General features: G+C 73.9%; 20 protein-coding genes. 6 read left to right on the top strand and 14 right to left on the bottom strand.

All coding sequences use genetic code 11. The annotated features are described in order from the left end of the window. Positions 1 to 9 precede the first annotated feature (9 nt). Positions 10 to 573 carry an RNA polymerase sigma factor gene (locus OG429_RS34725; protein ID WP_328929221.1) on the top strand — a complete coding sequence of 188 codons (564 nt, stop codon included), beginning with the start codon at positions 10 to 12 and terminating at the stop codon, positions 571 to 573. Then, entirely contained in the window at positions 570 to 1619 is a 1050-nt protein-coding gene (locus OG429_RS34720) for a hypothetical protein (RefSeq protein WP_328929220.1), read from the top strand. Before OG429_RS34725 ends, OG429_RS34720 begins: the two co-directional genes overlap by 4 nt. Here OG429_RS34720 and OG429_RS34715 read toward each other — a convergent pair. Genes OG429_RS34715 through OG429_RS34705 form a run of 3 tightly spaced genes read right to left on the bottom strand, consistent with a single transcriptional unit; the run spans position 1616 to position 4889 of the window. Then, complete coding sequence (locus tag OG429_RS34715; RefSeq protein ID WP_328929219.1) at positions 1616 to 2722, bottom strand: acyl-CoA dehydrogenase family protein; 1107 nt, start codon at positions 2720 to 2722, stop codon at positions 1616 to 1618. The genes OG429_RS34720 and OG429_RS34715 overlap by 4 nt on opposite strands. Further along, positions 2719 to 3918, bottom strand: a complete 1200-nt coding sequence (locus tag OG429_RS34710; RefSeq protein WP_328929218.1) for an acyl-CoA dehydrogenase family protein — start codon at positions 3916 to 3918, stop codon at positions 2719 to 2721. Before OG429_RS34710 ends, OG429_RS34715 begins: the two co-directional genes overlap by 4 nt. Next, complete coding sequence (locus tag OG429_RS34705; protein WP_328929217.1) at positions 3915 to 4889, bottom strand: NADPH:quinone oxidoreductase family protein; 975 nt, start codon at positions 4887 to 4889, stop codon at positions 3915 to 3917. Before OG429_RS34705 ends, OG429_RS34710 begins: the two co-directional genes overlap by 4 nt. A 332-nt stretch (positions 4890 to 5221) precedes the next feature. On the opposite strand from OG429_RS34705, the gene OG429_RS34700 reads away from it, so the two are divergent. Further along, the gene (locus tag OG429_RS34700) at positions 5222 to 6331 is read left to right on the top strand and encodes a hypothetical protein (protein WP_328929216.1); all 1110 of its coding nucleotides are present in this window, start codon (positions 5222 to 5224) and stop codon (positions 6329 to 6331) included. 62 nt (positions 6332 to 6393) lie between these two features. Next, positions 6394 to 7311 (top strand): SDR family oxidoreductase, encoded by a 918-nt coding sequence (locus tag OG429_RS34695; RefSeq protein WP_328929215.1) that lies wholly within the window; start codon positions 6394 to 6396, stop codon positions 7309 to 7311. A 48-nt stretch (positions 7312 to 7359) separates the two neighbouring features. Here the strand turns inward: OG429_RS34695 and OG429_RS34690 are convergent, their stop codons facing one another. From OG429_RS34690 to OG429_RS34670, 5 genes are all read right to left on the bottom strand, one after another. Next, positions 7360 to 8217, bottom strand: a complete 858-nt coding sequence (locus tag OG429_RS34690) for an enoyl-CoA hydratase/isomerase family protein (protein WP_328929214.1) — start codon at positions 8215 to 8217, stop codon at positions 7360 to 7362. Positions 8218 to 8248: 31 nt separating this feature from the next. Then, on the bottom strand, positions 8249 to 9013 hold the full coding sequence (locus OG429_RS34685; protein ID WP_328929213.1) for a PIG-L deacetylase family protein: 765 nt from the start codon (positions 9011 to 9013) through the stop codon (positions 8249 to 8251). Positions 9014 to 9083: 70 nt separating this feature from the next. Further along, entirely contained in the window at positions 9084 to 10388 is a 1305-nt protein-coding gene (locus tag OG429_RS34680) for an alpha/beta fold hydrolase (protein WP_328930515.1), read from the bottom strand. Positions 10389 to 10507: 119 nt separating this feature from the next. Then, positions 10508 to 11596 (bottom strand): S-(hydroxymethyl)mycothiol dehydrogenase, encoded by a 1089-nt coding sequence (locus OG429_RS34675; protein ID WP_328929212.1) that lies wholly within the window; start codon positions 11594 to 11596, stop codon positions 10508 to 10510. A gap of 97 nt (positions 11597 to 11693) precedes the next feature. Next, the gene (locus OG429_RS34670; protein WP_328929211.1) at positions 11694 to 12653 is read right to left on the bottom strand and encodes a LysR family transcriptional regulator; all 960 of its coding nucleotides are present in this window, start codon (positions 12651 to 12653) and stop codon (positions 11694 to 11696) included. Between the two features lie 131 nt (positions 12654 to 12784). On the opposite strand from OG429_RS34670, the gene OG429_RS34665 reads away from it, so the two are divergent. Continuing rightward, positions 12785 to 13687, top strand: coding sequence for a dihydrodipicolinate synthase family protein (locus OG429_RS34665; protein ID WP_328929210.1), 903 nt, complete (start codon positions 12785 to 12787; stop codon positions 13685 to 13687). Between the two features lie 413 nt (positions 13688 to 14100). Next, positions 14101 to 14775: a LysM peptidoglycan-binding domain-containing protein gene (locus OG429_RS34660; protein WP_328929209.1), complete on the top strand. Its 675-nt coding sequence runs from the start codon at positions 14101 to 14103 to the stop codon at positions 14773 to 14775. A gap of 39 nt (positions 14776 to 14814) precedes the next feature. On the opposite strand, the gene OG429_RS34655 is transcribed toward OG429_RS34660, so the two are convergent. The 6 genes from OG429_RS34655 to rraA form a co-directional block, all read right to left on the bottom strand. Continuing rightward, positions 14815 to 15420 carry a response regulator transcription factor gene (locus OG429_RS34655; protein ID WP_328929208.1) on the bottom strand — a complete coding sequence of 202 codons (606 nt, stop codon included), beginning with the start codon at positions 15418 to 15420 and terminating at the stop codon, positions 14815 to 14817. Continuing rightward, entirely contained in the window at positions 15417 to 16718 is a 1302-nt protein-coding gene (locus tag OG429_RS34650; protein WP_328929207.1) for a sensor histidine kinase, read from the bottom strand. The genes OG429_RS34655 and OG429_RS34650 overlap by 4 nt, the downstream gene beginning before the upstream one ends. Before the next feature lie 151 nt (positions 16719 to 16869). Then, complete coding sequence (locus tag OG429_RS34645) at positions 16870 to 17820, bottom strand: squalene/phytoene synthase family protein (RefSeq protein ID WP_328929206.1); 951 nt, start codon at positions 17818 to 17820, stop codon at positions 16870 to 16872. Positions 17821 to 17892: 72 nt separating this feature from the next. Then, positions 17893 to 19533, bottom strand: coding sequence for a serine/threonine-protein kinase (locus OG429_RS34640; RefSeq protein ID WP_328929205.1), 1641 nt, complete (start codon positions 19531 to 19533; stop codon positions 17893 to 17895). A 45-nt stretch (positions 19534 to 19578) separates the two neighbouring features. After that, a complete protein-coding gene (locus OG429_RS34635) occupies positions 19579 to 21246 on the bottom strand; it encodes a peptide-N4-asparagine amidase (protein WP_328930514.1) in 1668 nt (555 codons plus the stop codon). A 148-nt stretch (positions 21247 to 21394) separates the two neighbouring features. Next, positions 21395 to 21874, bottom strand: a complete 480-nt coding sequence (gene rraA / locus OG429_RS34630) for a ribonuclease E activity regulator RraA (RefSeq protein ID WP_328929204.1) — start codon at positions 21872 to 21874, stop codon at positions 21395 to 21397. Positions 21875 to 21965 lie beyond the last annotated feature (91 nt).

Below are 21965 nucleotides of genomic sequence, written 5' to 3'. Positions count from 1 at the left end.
CGAGCGCGTGTGAACGCGGACGAAGAGGAACTGCTGACCAGATCGGCCCGGGAGCCGGAGGCCTTCGAGGCACTGGTCGTACGGCAGTCGGCGAGCCTGCACGGCTACCTGGCGCGCAGGGCGCCTGACGCAGCGGACGACCTGCTGGCCGAGGTGTGGCTGCAGGCCTTCGCCGGGCGCGGCGGATTCGACGCCGGCCGGGGCACGGCCAGGGCCTGGCTGTTCGGCGTGGCACGGAACGTTCTGTCGGGTCACTGGCGGCGTCTCGCGCAGGACCGGCCCGAGGCGCATCGGCACGAGCCGGACAGTAGCGATCCCTGGCACGCCGTGGACCGGCGGCTGGACGCCGCGGCCCTGGCACCGCAACTGCGCGAGACGCTCGCCGGACTCCCGGCGGTGGAGCGCGATCTGCTGCTGCTCGTCGCGTGGGAGCAGCTGACGCCCACCGAGGCGGCGGACGTGGTCGGCATCCCGGCCGGAACGGCCCGTTCGCGGCTCCACCGCGCCCGCGGCCGCCTGACGGCCGCCCTCGACTCCCCGAAGCCCCTTCATCTGGCTGGAGAGATGGCATGACCGACCGTACGACGGACTTCCTGGACTTCCCCGACGCCGACCGGCTGCGCGCGGCCGGCGAGGTGGTCGCGCCGGGCCCCGCGGTCGTGGAGGCCGCCCTGCTGGCCGTGCGGGCGGCCGCCGCCTCCGAGAAGGGCGAAACCGTGCCCGTCGCGGCGCCGCGCCGGCTGCGCACCCGCAGGCTCCTGGTCTCGGCCGCGGCGATAGCCGCGATCGCGGCGGGCGTGAGCGTCTACCCGGTCAGCAGCCTGCGGGGTTCCCCGCCTGCGGCCACCGCCACCGCCGCGGACTTCCTGCGGCAGGTCGCCGCGACGGAGGCCAGGGGCGCCGCCACGGACGCGCCGTACTGGCGGACCCGCGCCGTACGGACCGTGTGGGGACATCCTGATATTCCCCAGCTCGGATACTCCGAGACGCCGCAGGTCCGCGACTCCAGCACGTGGGTGGGGCCCGACTCCCTGTTCTTCCAGGACGGAGCCGACGGGGAGATCGTCAAGACCCCCGCGAAGCAGTACCAGTGGATGATGTCCGTCGCCCGCCCCGGGGGTGTCGGCCTCAGCTGGGAGGAGGTGAAGCGGCTTCCCACGGACGCCACGGCGCTGAAGGTGCTCCTGGAGGAGTTCTTCCCCGGAGGCCCCTGGTCCAGCAGCCAGGCCGAACCGGGCGCGGACTACGTGTTCAGCTTGGGCAACCTGCTCTCGTACGCGCCCCTCGAGCCACGGCAGCGGGCCGCGGTGTACGAGGTCCTCGCGGACATGCCGGGGCTGCGGCTGGTCGGACCTGCGACGGACAGCACGGGCCGGGCCGGAACCGCCGTCGAGGTGGACACCCGGAACTCAAGAATCCGGTTGGTGATCGACCCCAAGAAGGGCGGGCTGCTGGAGACGACCACCCACTACCTCGGCGGCCGGCACGACGGAAAGCTCGCCCAGCGCGAGACGATCCTGTCGGCCGGCCCCATGCGGAGCATCCCCGCGTACCGGGAGATGGGGACGGGTACCCGCCCGACCCGGCCGGCCGGCCCGAGTGCCCCGGACGCCCCCTAAGGCGCCGGGAGTTCCGCGAAGTCCGCGACCAGGCCGCGGTGGTGGCCCGCCGTACCGAGCGCGAGCGAGTCGGCCTTGGCCCGCTTGAGGTAGAGGTGGGCCGGGTGTTCCCAGGTCATGCCGATGCCGCCGTGGAGCTGGACGCACTCCTCGGCGGCCCGGACGGCCACGCCCGCGCAGTAGGCCTGGGCGACGGCGACCGTGAGGGGCGCGTCGGGGGACGCGGTGGCGAGGGCGTCGGCCGCGGCCCTGGCCGCCGCACGGGCCGAGGCGACGTCGAGCCAGAGCCGCGCGAGGCGGTGCTTGAGGGCCTGGAAGGAGCCGACGGGGCGGTTGAACTGGTGGCGGACCCGGGTGTGTCGGACGGTCTCCGTCAGGCACCACTCAGCGATCCCGAGCTGCTCGGAGGCGAGCAGACCGGCCCCCGAGAGCAGGGCTCCGGCGATGGCCGCCCGGGCGGTGGCCGGGTCGGCGAGCCGGGTGCCGGCGGCCGCGTCGAGGGTGACGGTGGCGAGCGGGCGCGTCAGGTCCAGCGGGACCTGCGGGGTCAGCACCGCCGAGGCGGCCGGGACGGCGTACAGCCCGGTGTCGGCGAGGACCAGCAGGACGTCGGCCGCCACGGCGTCCGCGACGGAGGTGACGGTACCGGTGAGGGTCCCGTCGCCGACGTCCCGGACGGCGGCCGGCAGGGGGCCGCCGGGGGCGAGGGTCAGCGGCACGGCCGGTACGCAGACCTGCCGCCCGGAGGCGAGCTCCCGCAGCAGCGGGGCGACGTCCCCGGAGTCGCAGCCGAGCAGGATCTCCGTCGCGAGCACGGCGCTCGTCAGGTACGGGAGCGGGGCCACGGCCCGGCCCAGCTCCTCCAGGACCACGGCCGCCTCGCGGTGGCCCGCGCCCTGGCCGCCGAGCTTCTCGGGTACGAGGAGCCCGGCCGCGCCGATCCCGGAGGCGAGGGTCTGCCACAGCTCGGGGTCGTGGGGCCGGTCGGTCTCGATCCGGGCGAGGACGCTCTTCGGGTCGCAGCGGGCGGCGAGGAGCGACCGTACGGCGGCGCGGAGTTCTTCCTCGGTCTCGGAGTAGAGGAGACCCATCGGTGCAGTCATCGGGCGAGGTCCTTCCAGGCCAGGTCCTTGTCGTCGCGCGGCTCGGGGGGCAGGCCGAGTACGCGTTCGGCGACGATGTTCAGGAGGATTTCGCTGGTGCCGCCCTCGATGCTGTTGCCCTTGGCGCGCAGGTAGCGGTAGCCGGCGTCGCGGCCGGTGAAATCGACCAGTTCGGGGCGGCGCATGGTCCAGTCCTCGTACGACAGGCCCTCTTCGGCGAGGAGTTCGACCTCCAGTCCGCTGATCTCCTGGTTGAGGCGGGCGAAGGTGAGCTTCATCCCGGATCCCTCGGGACCGGGCTGGCCGACGGCGAGCTGCTGGCGCAGCCGTTCGCCGGTGAGGCGGGCGACCTCGGCCTCGACCCACAGCTCCAGCAGCCGCTGGTGGAGGGCGTGGGTGCGCAGTTCGGGGCGTTCGCGCCAGGCGGCGGCCACGGTTGCGATCATGCCGCCCTCGCGCGGGATGCGCATGCCGCCGATGGAGACGCGCTCGTTCATCAGCGTGGTGCGGGCGACCGCCCAGCCCTCGCCGACGGCCCCGAGGCGGTGGCCGTCGGGGATCCGGACGCCCGTGAGGAAGACCTCGTTGAACTCGGCCTCGCCGGTGATCTGGCGCAGCGGCCGGACCTCGACACCGGGGGCGTGCATGTCGCAGAGGAAGTAGGTGATGCCCTGGTGCTTGGGCAGCGCCGGGTCGGTGCGGGCGATCAGGATGGCCCAGCGGGCGGTGTGGGCACTGGAGGTCCACACCTTCTGGCCGTCGACCACCCACTCGCCGGTGTCCTCGTCGAGGACGGCGCGGGTGCCGAGCGCGGCGAGGTCGGAGCCCGCGCCGGGTTCGCTGAAGAGCTGGCACCAGACCTCCTCGCCGGCCCACAGGGGGCGCAGGAAGCGGTGCTTCTGCTCCTCGGTGCCGTACGCGAGGATCGTCGGCGCGGCCATGCCGAGGCCGATGCCGATCCGCCGCGGGTCGTTGTCGGGGGCTCCGGCGGCCTCCAGCTCGGCGTCGACGACGGTCTGCAGGGAGCGGGGCGCACCGAGGCCGCCCAGGCCCTCGGGGTAGTGGACCCAGGCGAGTCCGGCATCGAAGCGGGCGCGCAGGAAGTCGGTGCGCGGGGTGGTCGCGGGCGGGTGCGCGGCGAGCAGGCCGCGGACCCGGACGCGCAGTTCGTCCGCGGTGGCGGTCGTGCCGGTCATCGGGAGCCTCCGTCCAGGGCCGGTACGACGACCAGGCGGCCGGTGGTGCTCCCGTCGGCGAGGCGCTGCACGGCGTCGGCGGCCTCCGCGAGCGGGACCCGTTCGCTGACCAGCGGTTTCACGGCGCCCTCGGCGGCGAGCCGGGTGAGTTCGGCGTGGCAGGCGAGGATGGCGGCGGGTTCCTTGGTGGCGTACAGCCCCCAGTGCAGGCCGAGGATGGCGTAGTTCTTCACCAGCGCGTGGTTGAGCGCGGGGGCGGGGATGGTGCCGCTCGCGAATCCGACGACGACGATGCGGCCCTCGAAGGCCACGCATTTGGCGGAGGCGGTGTAGGAGTCGCCGCCGACTGGGTCGTAGACGACGTCGGCGCCGCGCCCGCCGGTGAACTCCTTGACCCGGGAGACGAGGTCCTCGGCCGTGCGGTCGATGACCAGGTTGCAGCCGAGCTCCTCGGCGGTGCGCGCCTTGGCCTTGCTTCCGACGACCCCGATGACGGTGGCCCCTGCGGCCTTGCCGAGCTGGACGGCGGCGCTGCCGACCCCGCCGGCGGCGGCGTGCACGAGGAGGGTCTCTCCGGGCTGGATGCGGGCGCGGCGGTGCAGGCCGAACCAGCCGGTCTGGTAGCCGATGTGGAGGGCGGCCGCCTCGGCGTCGTCGAGGGTGTCCGGGGCGGGGAGCAGGGCGCGCGCGGGCGCGGTGACGTACTCGGCGAAGCCGCCGTGCGGCAAGCTCGGGTTGGCGATGACGCGGCGGCCGTCCTCGGTCTCGCCGCAGATCTCCACGCCGGGGGTGAAGGGCAGGGGCGGGCGGATCTGGTACTGCCCGCGGACGAGCAGCGCGTCGGGGAAGTTGACGTTGGCGGCGAGCACCCGGAGCTTCACCTCGCCCTCGCCGGGGACCGGTTCCGGAACCTCTTCGAGGCGCATGGCCTCACGGGGTTCGCCGGGTGTGTGTACTCGCCATGCCTGCATCCGGGGCCTCCAGCCGCCGTCGAGGGATCACGCTCCGCGCGCATACTAAGCGGTCGCTTGCCCTGTTGGGAACCCTCGGACCGGCCAGGGACCGGGGCCGACGCGTGCGGGACCGGACGGCCCCCCGCGACCGGGCGGACATTCCCGGAAATCGGACACACGAACCACGAGTGAACAGGAACATCCGGGTACATCGGGGATAACATCAACAGGCCGCTGTCACAGGGCATATGACGCAACAGGGGATCTCGCGCGCCCGGAGCCGGCACGGCTGCGGGCGCGCGTTTGCGCCACCGCACACACAGGGGGATTCAGCGATGTACAGCACACCCATGAGGCGAGGCGCCTCGGCCGCCGCCGCCGCGATCGTCCTGGCAGGCATCGTCACCGCCGCCGGCCCGGCCGCGGCCGCCACCACCTGCACTCCCAGGATCCAGGTACTGGGCTCCCTCGGGGACGACGTCTACAACCCGGGCAACCCGCAGAACCAGGGCGTCCTCGCCCTCGGCGCGGGCAAGCTGTCGGTCGGCGTCTCCGGCGCGCAGCCCGTGTACTGGACCGGCACCACGCTCCACAAGGTTCCGCTGCCCGCGGCCGGCCTGCAGGGCGAGCTGCTCGCCGTGAACAAGAGCGGCCTGATGGTGGGCCGCGTTCACGGCGCCGAAGGCTACGTGTTCACCTACCGGGCGGGCGCCACGGCGATCACCCCGCTGCCCGGGAGCGACTACGCGTACGGAGAAGCCGACGTCAACGACGCCGGCTACGTGGTCTCGCGCAACCGGGCGGGCGTCGGCATCGTCTGGAAGGACGGCCAGAAGGTCCGCGAGCTGCCCCTGCCGGCGGAGGCCGGCCCGGGAACCTCCGTCGAGCTGGTCACCGCCGTCAACAACAAGGGCGACATCCTCGGCCTGGCCAAGCAGGACTACGAGGACCCCGGGACCGGCGGCCACCTGTCGGGGTCCCACCCGGTGATCTGGCCGGGTGACGGCGGACCGGCCAGGTACCTCGCCCCCAGCGGGCAGGAGAGCTACGTCCAGGACCTCGACGAGAGCGGCCACGTCGTCGGATACGACTGGTACGGGCCCGGGTACCAGTACAAGCCGTGGACCTGGACGCCGCCGTACACCGCGGCCGGAACCTCCCCCGGAGTGCTGAACACCCACCCGTACGGCACCTTCGAGGCGATCAGCCCCACCACCAAGGTCACCGTCGGCACCGCCAAGTTCCACCCCGAGGAGCAGACCCTGCCCGACCAGGCGCAGCTCTGGCCGGGCACGGGTCCGGTACTCGCCCTGCCGCGGCTCGCCGCGAACCAGGCCAGCGCGGCGGAGTCGGTCTCCGACGACGGCCGGGTCGGCGGAGCCGCCGTCAACGCCAAGGGCAAGCTGAAGCCGGTGATCTGGACCTGCGCCACCAAGCAGGCGTACCTGCCCCAGCGGTAGGCCCGGCGGGAGGCACTGTCACGGGCATGGTGATCTGAGCGCCCGCGCGCTATCGATGCACCATGACGGACGAGACCCGGCGCGGCCTGCCCGCGCCACCGCCGCTCGGCGCCGCCGCCCTGCCTCCCGGTACGTACGCGGGGCAGGTGGTCCTCGTGACCGGCGGCGGCACCGGGCTGGGCAAGGCCATCGCCGCCGAGTTCGCGCGGCTCGGTGCCGATCTGGTGATCGCGAGCCGCCGTGCCGGGCAGCTGGAGGCGGCGCGGGAGGAGCTGGCGGCCGTGCCCGGCGCGGGCCGGGTGACGGCCGCCGTCTGCGACATCCGGGACCCCGAGCGCGTCGCGGAGGTGTTCGACGCGTCGCAGGCCGCGCTCGGGCTGCCGGACGTCCTGGTCAACAATGCGGCCGCCAACTTCCCCTCGCCGGCCGAGGAACTGTCCCCGAACGCGTGGCGGTCGGTGGTCGACATCACGCTGACCGGCACCTGGTTCATGACCCGCGAGTTCGGCCGCCGCCACCTGGCGGCGGGCACCCCCGGATCGATCGTGAACATCGGCGCCTCGTACGCCTGGACGGGCGGGCCGGGCTTCGCCCACAGCGCGGCCGCCAAGGCCGGCGTGAAGAACCTGGTGGAGACCCTCGCCGTCGAGTGGGGACCGTACGGCATCCAGATCAACGGGCTCGTCCCGGGGCTGTTCCCGCACGCCGACATGACCGACGACATCCGGGGCGGTCTGGAGCGGGCCGCGCCCGACTCCAGGGACGGGCGCCAGCCCGCCCTGCGGGTGGGCGCACCGCGCGAACTGGGCTGGGCGGCGACCTTCCTGGCCTCGCCGTACGCCCGGTTCGTCACCGGCCACACGCTGGTGGTCGACGGCGCGAACTGGCAGCGCCGGGCGCTGGTCAATCCCGAGGTCGTGCCGGTGCGGGAGCAGCTGGGGCGCGGGCCGTTCGACGCCGGACGTCAAAGGCCGGGCTAAGCGTGGGCTAAGCGGCCTCGGGGAAGTAGGGCACGTCCCCGAGGCCGCTTAGCCGCCGGTGAAGTGCGGTGGGCGGCGGGCCGCCTTGGCCCCGTAGCCCTCGCGGCAGTCGTCCGAGGTGAGGGTGAGGGCGGCCGTCATCGCGACGCGGTCGAGGGCCGCGGGTAGGGCCGCGTCCGCGTAGGCGTCGACCGCGCGTTTGATGCCCTGGACCGCGAGCGGGGCGTTCGCGGCGATCTCCGCCGTCAGGGTGCGCGCGGCGGAATCCAGTTCCGCGGCCGGGACGACCAGTTGGACCAGGTTCAGGCGCTCTGCCGTCGCCGCGTCGATCCGCCGGCCGGTCAGGGCCAGGTACTTCGCCCAGCCCGCGCCGGCCTCGCGGGCGATGCGCAGGTCGCCGCCCGCGTCCACCGCCACCCCCAGCTGCGCCTCCGGCAGGGCGAAGACGGCGTCCTCGGCCGCCACCCGGATGTCGGCCATCAGCGCCAGCTCGAAGCCGAAGCCGAGGCAGTAGCCCTGTACGGCGGCCACCACCGGCTGCGGGAGGCGGGAGAGGACCGCGAACCGCTCGTGGACCCAGCGGATGCCCTCGTAAGTGTTCCGGGTCCGCTCCGCGGCGGACCCGCCCGTGATCGCGCCGCCGGGGGCGGTCACGTCGATGCCCGCGCAGAAGGCCCGGCCCTCGGCGCGCAGCAGGACCGCACGCACCGAGGGGTCGAAGCGGACGCGGTCGGCCAGCAGGCCCAGCTGGCGGGTGGACTCCCAGCTCCAGCCGTTGAGCCTGTCCGGCCGGCACAGGGTGAGGACCGCGATCCCGTCCGCCGTCTCCAGCCGGATCCGCTCCTCACCCTCCGCGATGTCCGTGGCGACGGTGTCGATCACCCTGCCCTGCACCCCCTTTGACATCTGACGAAGTGTCAGTTTAAGGGGGTCCCGGTCAGCGGGGGAAGACCTCGAACGGGACCGCCGGACGGCCGCCGAACCGGGACGCCGCCCGCTGGACGTTGTCGGTGAGGAAGGTACGCACGTACTCCTCGGGATCCTGGTCCGTCAGCACCTCGATGTACGCCTTGTGCTCCAGCAGGGACCTGACCGAGCGCTCCAGTCCCGGCCCGGCGTCGGCCGCGTGGGTCGGCGTGCTGGTTCCGGCCACCGCGACCCAGCGCACCCCGCCCCACGGCTCCAGGCCCTGCTCGGCGAGGAGCTCGGGGAAGATCCACCGGTTGCCGGCGTCCGCGGCCGCGTCCAGGACGGCCCGGCCGACGGCCTTGTGGTCGGGGGTGTTCCAGTAGCCGCCGCCCTCCGCGCCGCCCCACGTGTCCCGGTGGTTCAGGGTGACGATCAGCTCGGGGCGGTGGCGCCGGATGGCCGCCGCGATGTCCCGGCGCAGGTCGAGCCCGTACTCGACGACACCGTCCCGGTAGTCGAGGAACTCCACCTCGGACACTCCGACGACGGCCGCGCTCGCCCGCTGCTCCGCCTCGCGCAGCGGCGCGCAGTCGGCGGGGGCGATGGTGTCGATGCCCGCCTCGCCGCGCGTGGCGAGCAGGTAGACGACCTCGCGGCCGCCGTCGGTCCAGTCCGCGATCGCGGCCGCGCAGCCGTACTCCAGGTCGTCCGGGTGCGCGACGACGGCGAGGGCTCGCTGCCAGTCGGTGGGCATGGGCTGCAAGGGGGCGGGCTGATCATGCTGTTCGGTCATGACTCGCACAATAGGCGAATGGGCCTGCGCGGACGGGTGGTTGGCGTGCTGGACACCACCGGCGGATTCCTCAGGCGTCGCCCCGCACGAGGGCCAGCAGCCGGTCCAGGACGCGCGGGCCGCCCGCGCGGACGCCGTCGTGCTCGAACTCGTCCGTGACCCAGGTCCGCAGGCCCCGGATCGCACGGGCGGTCTCCAGGGAGTGGCCGGTGTCGACGTACATGTCGTCGTGGTAGACGGCGGCGGCCACCGGCACCTCGTTGGCGGCGAGCCGGGCCCGGTCGTAGAGGGGACCCCAGCCGGTACGGGCGGCCAGCAGTTCGGCGGTCTCGCGCAGCGGGGCGAGCGAGGGGTCGGCGGTGAAGTGCCAGGGGTGGATGGTCTCGCCGGTGAAGAGGAGGGGTTCGTCGCCCGCGAGGGTCTTGGCGGCGTCGAATCGCGGGTGGCCCGCACGCACCCGTTCGGCGGCCCAGGCGGTGGGCGCGGCCGGGTCCTGCGCGTAGATCGACTCGTGGAGCAGGGCGTAGAGGGGGTGTCCGGCGAAGGAGAGGTGGGCCCGGGCGCCTTCCAGGAAGGCGTCGGACAGGGCCGGTCCGGCGGCGGCCGGGACGAAGGCGTCCTCCAGGAGGTAGTGCAGCTGGTGGCTGCCGTCACCGGACCCGAGCATCAGGCCGAGGGACTGGAAGGCTTCGACGGTGAGGCGGTGGCCGCCGGGGAGTTCGGCCGGGCGCTCCGCGAGGTGGGCCGCGATCCGGCGGGCGCGCTCCACATCCATCGGGTAACGCTCGTAGTGCGCCAGGTTCTTGCGCTCGATGCGGGGGTACGCGGCTTCGTACACCTGGTCGGCGGTGGCGGTCAGGGACGGGAGGCCGCCGGTGATCAGGGCGGCGGTGAGGCCCTCGGGGGCGGTGGAGAGGTAGTGGGTCGCGCAGAATCCGCCGAAGCTCTGGCCGAGCACGGTCCAGGGCGCGCCGCCGGTCAGGGCGGGGCGGATGGCCTCGGCGTCGCGCACGATCGAGTCGGAGCGGAAGTGGGCAAGGTACTCGGCCTGCTGGGCGGGGGTGCCGCGCAGCGGCAGTGTCTGCCGGTTCACCGGGGTGGAGCGCCCGGTTCCGCGCTGGTCGAGCAGGAGTACGCGGTAGTCGGCGAGGGCCCGCTCCAGCCATGCCTGTCGCCCGGTGAAGCGCCGGGCTCCGAAGCCGGGTCCGCCCTCCAGGTACAGCAGCCACGGCAGGCCCGCCGGGTCCTTGCCGGTGGCGACGACCTCGCGGGCGTACAGTTCGATCTGCTCGCCGTCGGGGCGCGCGTGGTCCAGGGGGACGGTGAACCGGTGGTCGGTGAGGACCGTTCCGGGCTGGTGGTAGCTGTGCTCGATGGTCACGGACGGCCCCTGGGGTACGAGGTGCGGGACCGCGCCCCCGGCCGGGTGCGGCGGGGGCGCGGGGTGTGGCGTACCGCGCGATTCTAGTACGGGGTCCAGTGTGGGCCTGGGGCTTACGGGAACTCGACCACCGAGCGGAGCACCTCGCCCCGCTCCATCCGGGCGAAGGCGTCTTCGATCCCGTCGAGGGGGATGGTCTCGGAGACGAAGGCGTCCAGGTCGAGACGGCCCTGCAGGTAGAGGTCGACGAGCATGGGGAAGTCACGCTCGGGCAGGCAGTCCCCGTACCAGGAGGACTTCAGCGCCCCGCCGCGGCCGAAGACGTCCAGCAGCGGGAGTTCGAGCTTCATCTCCGGGGTCGGCACACCGACCAGGACCACGGTTCCGGCCAGGTCGCGGGCGTAGAAGGCCTGCCGGTAGGTCTCGGGGCGGCCGACCGCCTCGATCACCACGTCGGCGCCGTTCCCGTCGGTCAGCCCCTGGATGGCCTGGACCACGTCTTCCTTACGGCCGTTGACGGTGTGCGTGGCGCCCAGACCGCGCGCCCACTCCAGCTTCCGGTCGTCGAGGTCGACCGCGATGATCCTGGAGGCGCCCGCCAGCCGGGCCCCGGCCACGGCCGCGTTGCCCACTCCCCCGCAGCCGATGACGGCGACGGAGTCGCCCCGCCCGACGTTGCCGGTGTTCAGGGCGGCGCCGAGGCCGGCCATCACCCCGCAGCCGAGGAGTCCGGCGGCTGCCGGCGCCGCGGCCGGGTCCACCTTGGTGCACTGGCCCGCGGCGACCAGGGTCTTCTCGGCGAAGGCGCCGATGCCGAGCGCCGGGGAGAGCGGGGTGCCGTCCTCCAGCGTCATGGGCTGGGTGGCGTTGTGCGTGGCGAAGCAGTACCAGGGGCGTCCGCGCCGGCAGGCCCGGCAGGTCCCGCACACCGCACGCCAGTTGAGGACGACGAAGTCGCCGGGGGCCACGGAGGTGACGTCCGCACCGACCGATTCCACGATCCCGGCGGCCTCGTGGCCGAGCAGGAACGGGAACTCGTCGTTGATGCCGCCCTCCCGGTAGTGCAGGTCGGTGTGGCAGACCCCGCAGGCCTGGACCCGGACGAGCGCCTCGCCCGGTCCCGGGTCGGGCACGAGGATCGTCGTCGTCTCCACCGGTGCGCCCTTGCTCCGGGCGATGACCCCTCGTACGCGATGCGTCACGTCTACCCCGCTCTGCTCTCGTTGGCTCCCCCCAGAACGTACACGGGCTCCGCGCCGTACGGGAGTTGCCCCACTCCGCGGCGCGGGATCTCCCCGGCTACCTCCCCCCGGACTGCGTCCCGGGGAACCCCGGGGAGGCGTCCCCTGCCAGTTCCGGCGGTACGGACGCCCGCAGGGCCGCGCCGAAGGCGGCCACGGCCGGGTGGGCGCCGGCTCCGCTGCGGAAGGCGAGGTTCGTACGGCGCTGCATCACCAGGCGGGTGAGGCGCACGCCCGGTCCGGCCGGGCCGGCGACCCCGAGCTGCGGTACGACGGCCACGCCCTGACCTGCCGCGACCAGGGCGAGCACGGTGGCGAACTCGTCGACCTGGTGGCGAACCCGCGGGGTGAACCCGGCCGCCTGGCAGGCCCGTACGGTCATGGCGTGGCACAGGGTGCCGGAGGTGGCGGTGATCCAGGGGGCGTCCGCGTGGGCGCGCAAGGCGGCGTCCTGGCCGGTGCCGGGCGGCGGTCCGGTTGTCTCCCCGGCCGGCGCGGCGAGGTACATCGCCTCCCCGTACAGCGGCTCGGTGGCCAGCCCGGGCTCCTCGGCGGCGGGCACGAAGTCGTACGCGTGGACCAGGGCCACGTCCAGGTCCCCCGCCCGCAGGGCGTGGGCGACCGCCGCCGGGTCCGTCTCGCAGACCATCGGCTCCAGCCCCGGGTGGCGCCGGGCCAGGGCGGTCAGGGCGGCCGGGACGATGGCCCGGGTGGCGGTGGGGAAGGCTCCGATGCGCAGGGCCCCGGCCAGGCCGCTGCGCGCCTCGGCGAGGTCGGCCTCGGCTTGTTCCAGCCGTTCGAGTACGGCTTCGGCGTGGTGCACCAGGTTCTGCCCGGCCGGGGTGAGGCGGACCCGGCGGCCGGTGCGCTCCAGCAGGGGCAGACCGGCTTCGCGTTCGAGGACGCCGAGTTGCTGGGATACCGCCGAAGGGCTGAAGGAGAGGGCCTCGGCGACGGCGGCGATGGTCCCGCGGCGGGCCAGTTCGCGCAGCAGGCGCAGGCGTCGTACGTCGAGCATCGGCTCAGCTTACGGGTCGCGTAAGAAACGCGAACTGGATTCGAGGCTGGGGGCGGGCCAGGCTCGACGGCATGGCACAGGACAACGCACGGCACACAGCACAGGACTGTTCACGGGACGGGGTGGGGAACATGGCAGACGGCATCGAAGGCCTCACCCTGCACGGGATCCACGTACCCCTCGTCACCCCGTTCACCCACACCGGGGAGGTCGCCGCCGAGGCACTGGAGGCGCTCGCCCACGAGGTGCTCGACGCGGGCGCCACCGGGATCGTCGCCCTCGGCACCACCGCCGAGGCGGCCACGCTCGACGAGGCGGAGCGCGATCTCGTCACCGACGTCTGTGCCCGGGTCTGCGCGGAGCGGGGCGCGCCGCTGACCGTGGGCGCCGGGGCGAGCGGGACCCGGGCCGCCGAGGCTTCACTGACCCGGCTGGCGCGGTGGCCGCAGGCGCGGGCGGCGCTGGTGACCGTGCCCTCGTTCGTACGGCCCTCGGCGGCGGGCGTGTTGGCGCATTTCGCGCGGCTGGCCGAGGTGAGCCCCGTACCGCTGATCGTCTATCACATCCCGTACCGGACGGGGCAGCCGCTGGACGCCGCCGCGCTGCGGGCGCTCGGCTCGCTCGCGGGGGTCGCGGGTGTGAAGTACGCGGGCGGCGGCATCGGGCAGGACACGGTGGCGCTCCTCGGTGACCTGCCGGCCGGGTGCGAGGTGCTGGCCGGTGACGACGCGTACCTCTCGCCGCTGCTGGCGCTGGGCGCGGGGGGCGGGATCCTGGCCTCGGCGCACCTGGCGACGGCCCGGTTCGCGGAGCTCGCCGCGGCCTGGCGGGCGGGTGACGTGGCGCGGGCGCGGCCCCTGGGGCACGCCCTGGCCCGGATGTCGGCGGCGGCCTTCGCCGAGCCCAATCCTGCGGTCGTCAAGGGCGTGCTGCACGCCCAGGGACGGATCCCCACGCCCGGCGTACGGCTCCCCCTGCTGCCGGCCTCACAGGAGGCGGTGGCGGCCACCCTGGAGCGGCTGACGGAGCTCTGACAGCCGGGGGCGGGCGCCACCACACGGGGGAAACACGCCGGAAAGCGTCCACTATGGGCGATTCACTACCTACAGGCGTGTCGCCCGAATCCGGCCTATCGGGGGTGGACTTGCCCCCATTCGACACCCGGCTCAGGCCGGGCCCGCGACCCGTGATGTGAGTCACTCGGAAACCGCCAACATCATTTCCACGGGAGGGCTGATTCCCTTTTCCCGGAAAGAAAGTTGTCTTGAGCACGAAGGGGGCGCCAAGGTCATTTTCGGGGCGGAAAGCAGGAAGTCGATCTACCGGGCGAATTCGGGCCTTGTTCCCGCCCGGCGGGCTCGCCTACGGTCACCCTCATTCCCGGTGGTCAGCTGCCTAATCCGGCCACCCCCGGGCCTCTCCGTCCCCCCACGTGAGGAAATGCGCCATGCCCGCTAAGGGAAAGCACCGCCGGCCGAAGAACAACCCGATCACCCGCAAGCTGGCCATCGCCGGCACGGGTGGCGCGGCCCTCGCCCTCCCCCTGATCAGCACGACCACCGCCGGGGCGGCGGAGGCGGCCGCCCCGATGACCTATTCCGTGGTCGCGGGCGACACCCTTTCCAAGATCGCGGCGGAGCATTCCCTGAGCGGCGGCTGGGAGCAGCTGTACCTGGCGAACAAGGGCACCGTCGGCACCGACCCGTCGATCATTCGGCCGGGCCTCAAGCTGACCCTCGCCGCCCAGGCGAAGAGCGCGGCCGCCAAGCCCGCCGCGGCCGCCAAGCCCGCCGCCGCCTACCCGAACAATCTCGACGGCTGGATCCGCGAGTCGCTGGACGTGATGGCCAAGCACGGCATTCCCGGCAGCTACAACGGAATTCACCGCAATGTGATGCGCGAGTCCTCGGGCAATCCCCTCGCCATCAACAACTGGGACATCAACGCCCAGAACGGGATCCCGTCCAAGGGCCTGCTCCAGGTCATCGACCCGACGTTCCGTGCCTACCACGTGCCCGGCACCTCGATGGACTCCTACGACCCGGTCGCCAACATCACGGCCGCCTGCAACTACGCGGCCGCCCGCTACGGCTCGATCGACAACGTCAACGGGGCCTACTAGAACGGGCGCCGGCGCACGGGCCCCGCTGCGGAGCGGGGCTCAGAGCCAGCCCTGGCGGCGGGCGGCGCGGACGGCCTCCATGCGATTGCGGGTGCCGGTCTTGCCGATGGCCGAGGACAGGTAGTTCCGTACGGTCGATTCGGACAGGTGCAGCTTCGCCGCGATGTCGGCCACGGTCGCCCCGTCCACCGCCGCGTTGAGGACATCGGCCTCCCGCGCCGTCAGCGGGCTGGGCCCCGCGCTCAGTGCCGCGGCCGCGAGCGCGGGGTCGATCACGGTCTCCCCCGCGAGTACCCGGCGGACGGCCGCGGCCAGTTCCTCCACCGGCCCGTCCTTCACGAGGAATCCGGCGGCCCCGGCCTCCATCGCCCGCCGCAGATAGCCGGGCCGGCCGAAGGTGGTCAGGATCAGCACCCGGCAGCCGGGGCACCGGGTGCGCAGCTCGGCGGCGGCGTCGAGCCCGCTGCGGCCCGGGAGTTCGATGTCGAGCAGGGCCACGTCGGGCCGCGCGTCGAGGGCGGCGGGCACGATCTCGTCCCCGGCGGCGACCTGTGCCACCACCTCGATGTCCTCCTCCAGCCCGAGCAGCAGGGCCAGCGCGCCCCGCATCATGCCCTGGTCCTCGGCCAGCAGGACCCTGATCATCGACTCTCCTCGCTCCGGGTTCCCACGGCCGCGCCGGACTCGGCCCCGGTGCCGTCCACGGTCTCCTGCGCCGTCTCCTGCGCCATATCCTGCATCGCTTCCTCCACCGGGAGTTCGGCGGTCACCCGGAACCCGCCGCCGGGAGCCGGGCCGCTGTGCAGCGTGCCGCCCGCCGCGGCGAGGCGTTCGGCCAGGCCGGTCAGGCCGCTGCCCGGCGGCGTCGAGCCTACGCCGTCACCGTCGTCCGTGATCACCAGGCGGGCCCGCCCGGCGGCCCCGCGTACCTCGATCTCGCAGGTCGCGGCGGCACTGTGCCGGATGACGTTGGTGACGGATTCGCGGACCACCCAGCCCAGCAGGGCCGCCGTCCGCGGGGGCAGCGGGGGCCCTGACTGCTGCACCACGGGCTCGATCCCGGCGGCGGTGAGGGTGCCGCGGGCCCGGTCCAGTTCTCCTGCCAGGCTCGCCTCCCGGTAGCCGGTGACGGCCTCGCGGATCTCGGTGAGCGCCTGGCGGCCGACCGACTCGATGTCCGCGACCTGGGCGAGGGCCGCGTCCATGTCCCGGGGCGCTATGCGGCGGGCCGCCTCCGACTTCACGACGATCACCGAGAGGGTGTGGCCGAGCAGGTCGTGCAGATCGCGGGAGAAGCGCAGCCGCTCCTGCTCCACGGCCGCCCGCGCCAGCTCCTGCCGGGTCTCGCGCAGCTCCCCCACTGTCTCGGACAGGGCCAGGATGGCAGCGGTGACCATGCCGGACAGGAAGGTCCCGTAGAAGATCCCCAGCGCGCCCCACCCGTCCCGGTACACGGCGATCGCACCGGCGAGGGCACTGAGCCCGAACATCACCGGGCCGAGCCGGCGGCCCCGGACCACGGTTCCGGTGGCGAGGCCGAGCAGGGGGAAGAACAGCAGCCAGCTGCCTCCGTAGGCAATGGCGAGGGCGCTGGTGACCGCGCCCATCGCGGCCAGGCTCCAACGGGTGCTCAGGGCCTCGCGCTTGCGCGGATCGAACGCGCGGAACACCACGCTGATGTAGAGGGAGTTGAAGAGCAGCAGGCCGAGCCCGCCGACCAGCGGGTTGGGGGTGTCCCCCTGGATGAGGTTCGAGATGGCGCCCATGCCCATCAGCAGCCAGGGCAGCAGGGTGAATCCATTGGGCGGGCCCAGCGGACCGCGGCCGCCATGACCACCGCGGCCGCCATGACCACCGCGAGCGGCCTCGCGCTCGCGCCACTGCTCCACCCGGGCCGGCCATGCGGCCTTCCACGCCCGGTAGCCGCTCCAGTCGCCTCGCATGCGCACTCCTCCTCCGAAGGACTTGAAGGTGCGCCGGACAGGGGGCGGTGAATGCGGGTTCTGCGTCATGCCCACCACGCTACGAAGGGGCGCGTGCCACCGGCAGATCCGCATGTACGCGGCCCGCCAGTACAAATGTCCCTGCCGCGTGTCACTGTCGGCGCGAACCGGCCGGCGTCTGGCCGCCGGCGCGGGATCGGCCGCGGGCCGCGCGCCGGGCTCGGGCGAGGGTGCGCAGGGGGGCCGCCACGCCGTAGCCGATGTCCCGGCGCAGGGCCTCGACACCCGCCCGCTCCACGGCCGTGAGCTGGTGCGCCATCAGCTCCGTCATCGTCGCGGTCACGGGTCGCAGCCCGGGTTCGGCGAGTTCGAGGATGCCGTCGGTGGCGTCGAGGGCGGCCCGGGCGCGCAGGGTCTCGGCGGCGAGGAGCGCGCGTACGGCGGGAGTGTCGCGGGCCTGTTCGAGGTCGGCGCGGGTCACGGAGTGCTCGTCGAGGCGGGCGCGCGGGATGCACAGGCGGCCGTCCGCGAGGTCCCCGGCGAGGTCCGCGAGGAAGTCGACCCGCTGGGCGGCGTCGACGAACCGCCGCCAGCCCGCGGCCTGTTCGGGGTCGGGTCCGCCCTGGTACTGGAGGCCGGTGAAGACCAGTACCCCCGGCCATGCGTAGGCGTCGAGGTAGGCCTGGAAGTCCTCCTCGGCGGCGAAGCCGTCGAAGCCCGCTTCGGCGGTGGCGGCGCCTTCGAGGAACCGGGAGACCCAGTGCGCGGGCAGGGCTCGCGCGTCCACGGCGTGGGCGTAGGCGCGCAGCAGCGGGTCGGGGCTGTCCCCGGAGGTGAGGGCCGCCTCGACCCGCCCGGTCAACGCGGCCAGGTTGGCGGCCCGTTGCGACGGGGTGCCGGTCTCGGCCACGTCGTCGACCATGTTCATGAAGGCGAGGCCGACGGCGAGCCAGGGCACCAGGGGCGGCGCGGCGAGCAGGCGCAGCACGAGGTACGGGGCGGGCTCGCGGCGGAGCACCCGGCGGGCGGCGTGGGTGTAGTCCTCCCGCAGCCGGGTGCCGGATATCCCGGCGGCCGTGAGTGTGGTGCGCCAGCTCGGCATGGTGGTCCTGCCTCCTCGAAGCGTTTCTCCGCACGTGTACGGAGATCAGGATCGCAGGCCCGCCGCCACGGCCTACGAGCGGTACACCTTCCTGACCTTGCCGTCGGTGCCGGCCAGGACGTAGCCGCCCTGGCCGTACTCGTCGCTGAGGTAGGTCCGTATGGACGGGCTCTGGTCCATCATCCAGGGATCGACGATCACGTAGCGGGAGCTCGGGTTCGCCACGCCCAGGTCCTGCTTGGCCTGTTCCAGGAGGGCGGGCAGGGTGTCCCATTCGACCTTGGCCATGTCGATGAGCGGGGCGCGGTCCTTGACGGTGCCGGCCGGACCGGTTCGGGTGGCCCCGCCGTCGCGGTACTGCCAGGAGTCGACGGTCCTGGCTCCGGGGGCCGTGGGGACGGAGGCGAGGACGTACTCGTCGTAGATCCGCAGGTCCACGAAGGTGGTGGTGCCCGTCTGCTGCTTCAGGGCCGCCAGGGCGGTCCGGATGTTGTCGGGGGTGAGCAGGCTGCCCTGCGGCGCCGTCGCCTTGAGCGTGCTCGCCTTCGGTCCCGGAGTCGCGGCGGCGGGGGTCACGGAGGCCGGGGTCGCCGAGGCGGGGGCCGAGACCGCCGGGCCCGAGGCGGCCGGGCGGCCCTTCGCGTCCGGGCCGGTCCGGGTGTGGTCGGGCAGCCACTTGACGACCCCGACGGCTCCGGCCGCCAGTACCGCCGCGAGGGCGGCGGCGAGCAGGACGGGGCGGCGCCGTGGTGCGGACGCCGCGGGCAGCGGCGTGGTGGCCGCGTACGGGGTGGGGACCGGGCCGAACGGCGGCGGGGTGGGCGGCCCGTACTGTCCCAGGACCGCGCCGCCCCCGGCGCCGGCGAGAGCGGTACTCGCGTCCCGGAGCAGCTGTTCCAGCTGCGCCGCGTCGGGCCGCGCGGCCGGGTCGCGTACGAGGAGCCGCTCCAGTACGGGCGCCAGCGGGCCGGAGCGTACGGGCGCCGGGATCGGCTCGTCGAGCACGGCGACCACCGTGGCCAGGCTGGTGGCGCGGCGCAGCGGATGCACGCCTTCCACTGCCACGTACAGCAGCATGCCCAGCGACCACAGGTCGGAGGCGGCCAGTCCCTCCTCGCCGCGGACGCGCTCGGGCGCGATGTACTCCGGCGAGCCGATCAGCACGCCGGTCGAGGTGAGCGCGGTGGACCCGTGCAGGGCCGCGATGCCGAAGTCGGTGAGCACCGCCGACCCGTCGGCGCGCAGCAGCACGTTGGCGGGTTTCACATCACGGTGCAGGACGCCCTCGGCGTGAGCGGCGCGCAGCGCGGACAGGACGTCGAGTCCGAGCCGGACCACCTCGGTCTGCGGCAGCGGACCGTCGGCCAGCCGGTCGTGCAGCGAGCCGCCCCGGACCAGCTCCATCACGATCCACGGGTGCCCGTCCGAGCCGTCCGCGGGCTCCACGATGTGGTGGATCGTCACCACATGGGGGTGGGCGAGCCGGGCCAGGGCCCGGGCCTCGCGGACGGCCCGTTCGCGCAGCTGATCGGCGAGACCGGGCTGGGCGGCGGCGGTCGCCGGGTCCGGCGGCCGCACCTCCTTGAGTGCGACCTCGCGGTGCAGGGCGATGTCGCGGGCGCGCCAGACGGTACCCATGCCGCCGCTGCCCAGGGGCGCGACCAGCTCAAAACGGCCGTCGATCAGTTGTCTGCCGGCCTCACTCGTGTCCATGAGCCGTCATCGTAGGCGCCCCGTGCGACAGCGCTGTCGGCGGCGTCAGCAGCGCCGGCGGTCCGCGGTGACCGTGCCTTGCGCGGTGGCCACCGTACGGTCGTAGCAGCCGCCGGACGCCGGGGAGCCGTGGAGCCGGTAGCGGGCGGTGGTGGTGGCGACGGCGTGCCGCTGGTCGCGCGGGACGTTCGCGGTGTAAGTGGCGTCGCCCGTGTACTGGTTGTCGGTCCGGGAGGCGTCGGCCTTCCGCCCGCCGCGCAGGGTGACGGTGTCGGCGCGGTCGCCGAGCGAGAGGACGGTGCGCAGCCGGTCGCCGGCGCCGAGGGTGGTCTCGCCGTCCATCGTGTACGTGCGCGCGGTGCGGGTGGTGGTGGCTCCTCGGGTCACGGTCTCCTCGTCGGTCCAGGTGGCGGTGAGGGCGTCGCGGTTCTCGCCGTCGGTCCAGCGGTGGACGGACGTGTTGCCCACGGCGCGGGTGACGGTGGTGGTGACCCTCCCGTGGGAGGTGTCCAGGTGCCCGGCGACGGTGAGCCGGTGGCCGCCCTCGGTGTCGAGGCGGTGCTCGGCGCCGGGTGTGGGAGCGGCGGGTGTCCAGCGGGAGGAGTTGGCCGGATCGCTCTGCTCGTGCCGGGTCAGGGCGCCGGTGACGACCTCGCGGGCCTCGTCCTGCCACAGCAGCAGGTTGGTCGGGGTGCTCCACCCGCTCTGTCCGGCCGGCACCCCGGCCACGGACACCTCGATCCGGTGCGGGCGGCCGTCGTTGAGGAGCGCGGCGAAGGGGGTCAGGTCGTATACGACCGGCTGGACGTCGAAGGCGCGGGGTCCGGGGGTGACGTACCAGAGGAAGGGGTTGGACCAGCCGCCGGTCCAGACGGTGGGGAAGGGCGCGGCGATGCCGGCGAGCTGCCCGTCCACGGAGACGCGGACCTCGCGGGAGGGGCCGTCGGCCGCCTTGCAGGAGTACGGGGCCGCGTCCGGGACGGTCATGTACCAGTACTCCTCGCAGCCTCCGCCCGAGCCGGTGGCGTACACCTCGGCGAGGAGGCGCTCCGTGTTCCGCGGGGTGGTGATCTCCGGGGTGGTGAGGGGCAGCACGCGGTCGGGGGTCTGGGCGGGGCCGCCGGAGCCGCCGGAATCGGCGGGATCGGCGGAATCCGTGGAATCCGTGGAACTGGCGGAGCCGGGGCGGCCTTCGGCGGCGTAGAAGGTGAGGGTGACCTTCACGTCGATGACGCCGGTGTAGGTGTCGTTGACGACGTTGCCGATGAGCATCTCGACGGGCTGCGGGCGGACGAGGGTGTCGCGGTAGCGGGTGACGTCCTTCTCGACGGACCAGGTGATGCCGTCGGGCGAGGGCTGGGGCGTGGAGGTGCGCAGGATCTCGACGCCGCCGAGGGAGAGGTGGCCGAGGCGGTCGTACTGGCGGCCCTTGACCTTGCCGTCGAGGCGCAGGACCACCTTGGCCCAGTGGTCGGAGCCGCAGCCCCGGGGCGGGGTGTAGCTGCCCCGGTACGGGGTGAAGTCGCGGAACTGCGCCTCGGCGAGGGTCACCTCGCAGGAGCGGGTCCCCGGCCGGGCGACGGGCGGGACGGGGGTGAGGGGGTCGTGCCAGTCGGTGCCGAACTCGGCGGGCGGCGTCTCGCCTCCGGTCGCGGGTGCCGGCGTGGCCGCCTCTGCGGTGGCGGCCGTGGCCGACGCGGTCGCGCCGTGCACGGGTCCGGCGGTGGCGAGGGTGGCCGCGGCCAGCGCGATCGCCCCGAGCACGCCCGTGATCCTGTGTCGTCTCATGGGCCCGCAGTGAAACCCGGCCCGCCCGGACGGCGCCAGGGCCGGTGCGCCGCCCCTGGCGTGAAATCGCCGGTCAGGCCGGAAGGACGACGACGCCGTCGGCGTCCGCGTGGACCGTGTCCCCCGGGCGGAAGGTGGTCCCGCCGATGGTGACGGGCTCGTCCACCGTGCCCGCGCCGGTCTTGCCGCTCTTACGGGGCACGGTGCCCAGCGCCAGGACCCCGAGGTCGAGTCCGCCGAGGGCCACGCTGTCGCGGACCGCGCCGTTGATGATCAGGCCGGCCCAGCCGTTGCGCTCGGCGGCGCCCGCGATGAGGTCGCCGACGAGGGCGGTGCGCAGCGAGCCGCCGCCGTCCACGACGAGGACCGCGCCGTCGCCGGGGGCGTTCACGAGCTCGCGCAGCAGCGCGTTGTCCTCGTGGCAGGCGAGGGTCCGCACCGGGCCGGCGAACAGCCGGCGGCCGCCCAGCAGGCGGAACTGCGTGGCGCAGATGCCGAGGTCATCGCCGTGCTCGTCGTACATGTCCGCCGTGGGAACGGGGGTGACACTCATGTCGCTGGACTTCCTCGCTGCTCGGTACGGTGCGCCCTGCCTGTCGTTTCAGGGCACGGTACCGCTTGAGCAGTGCGGTGATCTTCTCGGG

It is taken from the genome of Streptomyces sp. NBC_00190, assembly GCF_036203305.1.
GTDB lineage: Bacteria > Actinomycetota > Actinomycetes > Streptomycetales > Streptomycetaceae > Streptomyces.
This window is presented reverse-complemented; position numbering and strand designations above follow the sequence as displayed.

What these genes read in the sequence shown, in the direction of transcription:
- OG429_RS34670 (WP_328929211.1), bottom strand. Translation starts at nt 12,653, where the DNA reads ATGCTCGACGTACGACGCCTGCGCCTGCTGCGCGAACTGGCCCGCCGC.
- OG429_RS34650 (WP_328929207.1), bottom strand. Translation starts at nt 16,718, where the DNA reads ATGCGAGGCGACTGGAGCGGCTACCGGGCGTGGAAGGCCGCATGGCCG.
- OG429_RS34665 (WP_328929210.1), top strand. Translation starts at nt 12,785, where the DNA reads ATGGCAGACGGCATCGAAGGCCTCACCCTGCACGGGATCCACGTACCC.
- OG429_RS34715 (WP_328929219.1), bottom strand. Translation starts at nt 2,722, where the DNA reads ATGACTGCACCGATGGGTCTCCTCTACTCCGAGACCGAGGAAGAACTC.
- OG429_RS34655 (WP_328929208.1), bottom strand. Translation starts at nt 15,420, where the DNA reads ATGATCAGGGTCCTGCTGGCCGAGGACCAGGGCATGATGCGGGGCGCG.
- OG429_RS34695 (WP_328929215.1), top strand. Translation starts at nt 6,394, where the DNA reads ATGACGGACGAGACCCGGCGCGGCCTGCCCGCGCCACCGCCGCTCGGC.
- OG429_RS34705 (WP_328929217.1), bottom strand. Translation starts at nt 4,889, where the DNA reads ATGCAGGCATGGCGAGTACACACACCCGGCGAACCCCGTGAGGCCATG.
- OG429_RS34720 (WP_328929220.1), top strand. Translation starts at nt 570, where the DNA reads ATGACCGACCGTACGACGGACTTCCTGGACTTCCCCGACGCCGACCGG.
- rraA (WP_328929204.1), bottom strand. Translation starts at nt 21,874, where the DNA reads ATGAGTGTCACCCCCGTTCCCACGGCGGACATGTACGACGAGCACGGC.
- OG429_RS34685 (WP_328929213.1), bottom strand. Translation starts at nt 9,013, where the DNA reads ATGACCGAACAGCATGATCAGCCCGCCCCCTTGCAGCCCATGCCCACC.
- OG429_RS34690 (WP_328929214.1), bottom strand. Translation starts at nt 8,217, where the DNA reads ATGTCAAAGGGGGTGCAGGGCAGGGTGATCGACACCGTCGCCACGGAC.
- OG429_RS34700 (WP_328929216.1), top strand. Translation starts at nt 5,222, where the DNA reads ATGAGGCGAGGCGCCTCGGCCGCCGCCGCCGCGATCGTCCTGGCAGGC.
- OG429_RS34640 (WP_328929205.1), bottom strand. Translation starts at nt 19,533, where the DNA reads ATGGACACGAGTGAGGCCGGCAGACAACTGATCGACGGCCGTTTTGAG.
- OG429_RS34710 (WP_328929218.1), bottom strand. Translation starts at nt 3,918, where the DNA reads ATGACCGGCACGACCGCCACCGCGGACGAACTGCGCGTCCGGGTCCGC.
- OG429_RS34645 (WP_328929206.1), bottom strand. Translation starts at nt 17,820, where the DNA reads ATGCCGAGCTGGCGCACCACACTCACGGCCGCCGGGATATCCGGCACC.
- OG429_RS34660 (WP_328929209.1), top strand. Translation starts at nt 14,101, where the DNA reads ATGCCCGCTAAGGGAAAGCACCGCCGGCCGAAGAACAACCCGATCACC.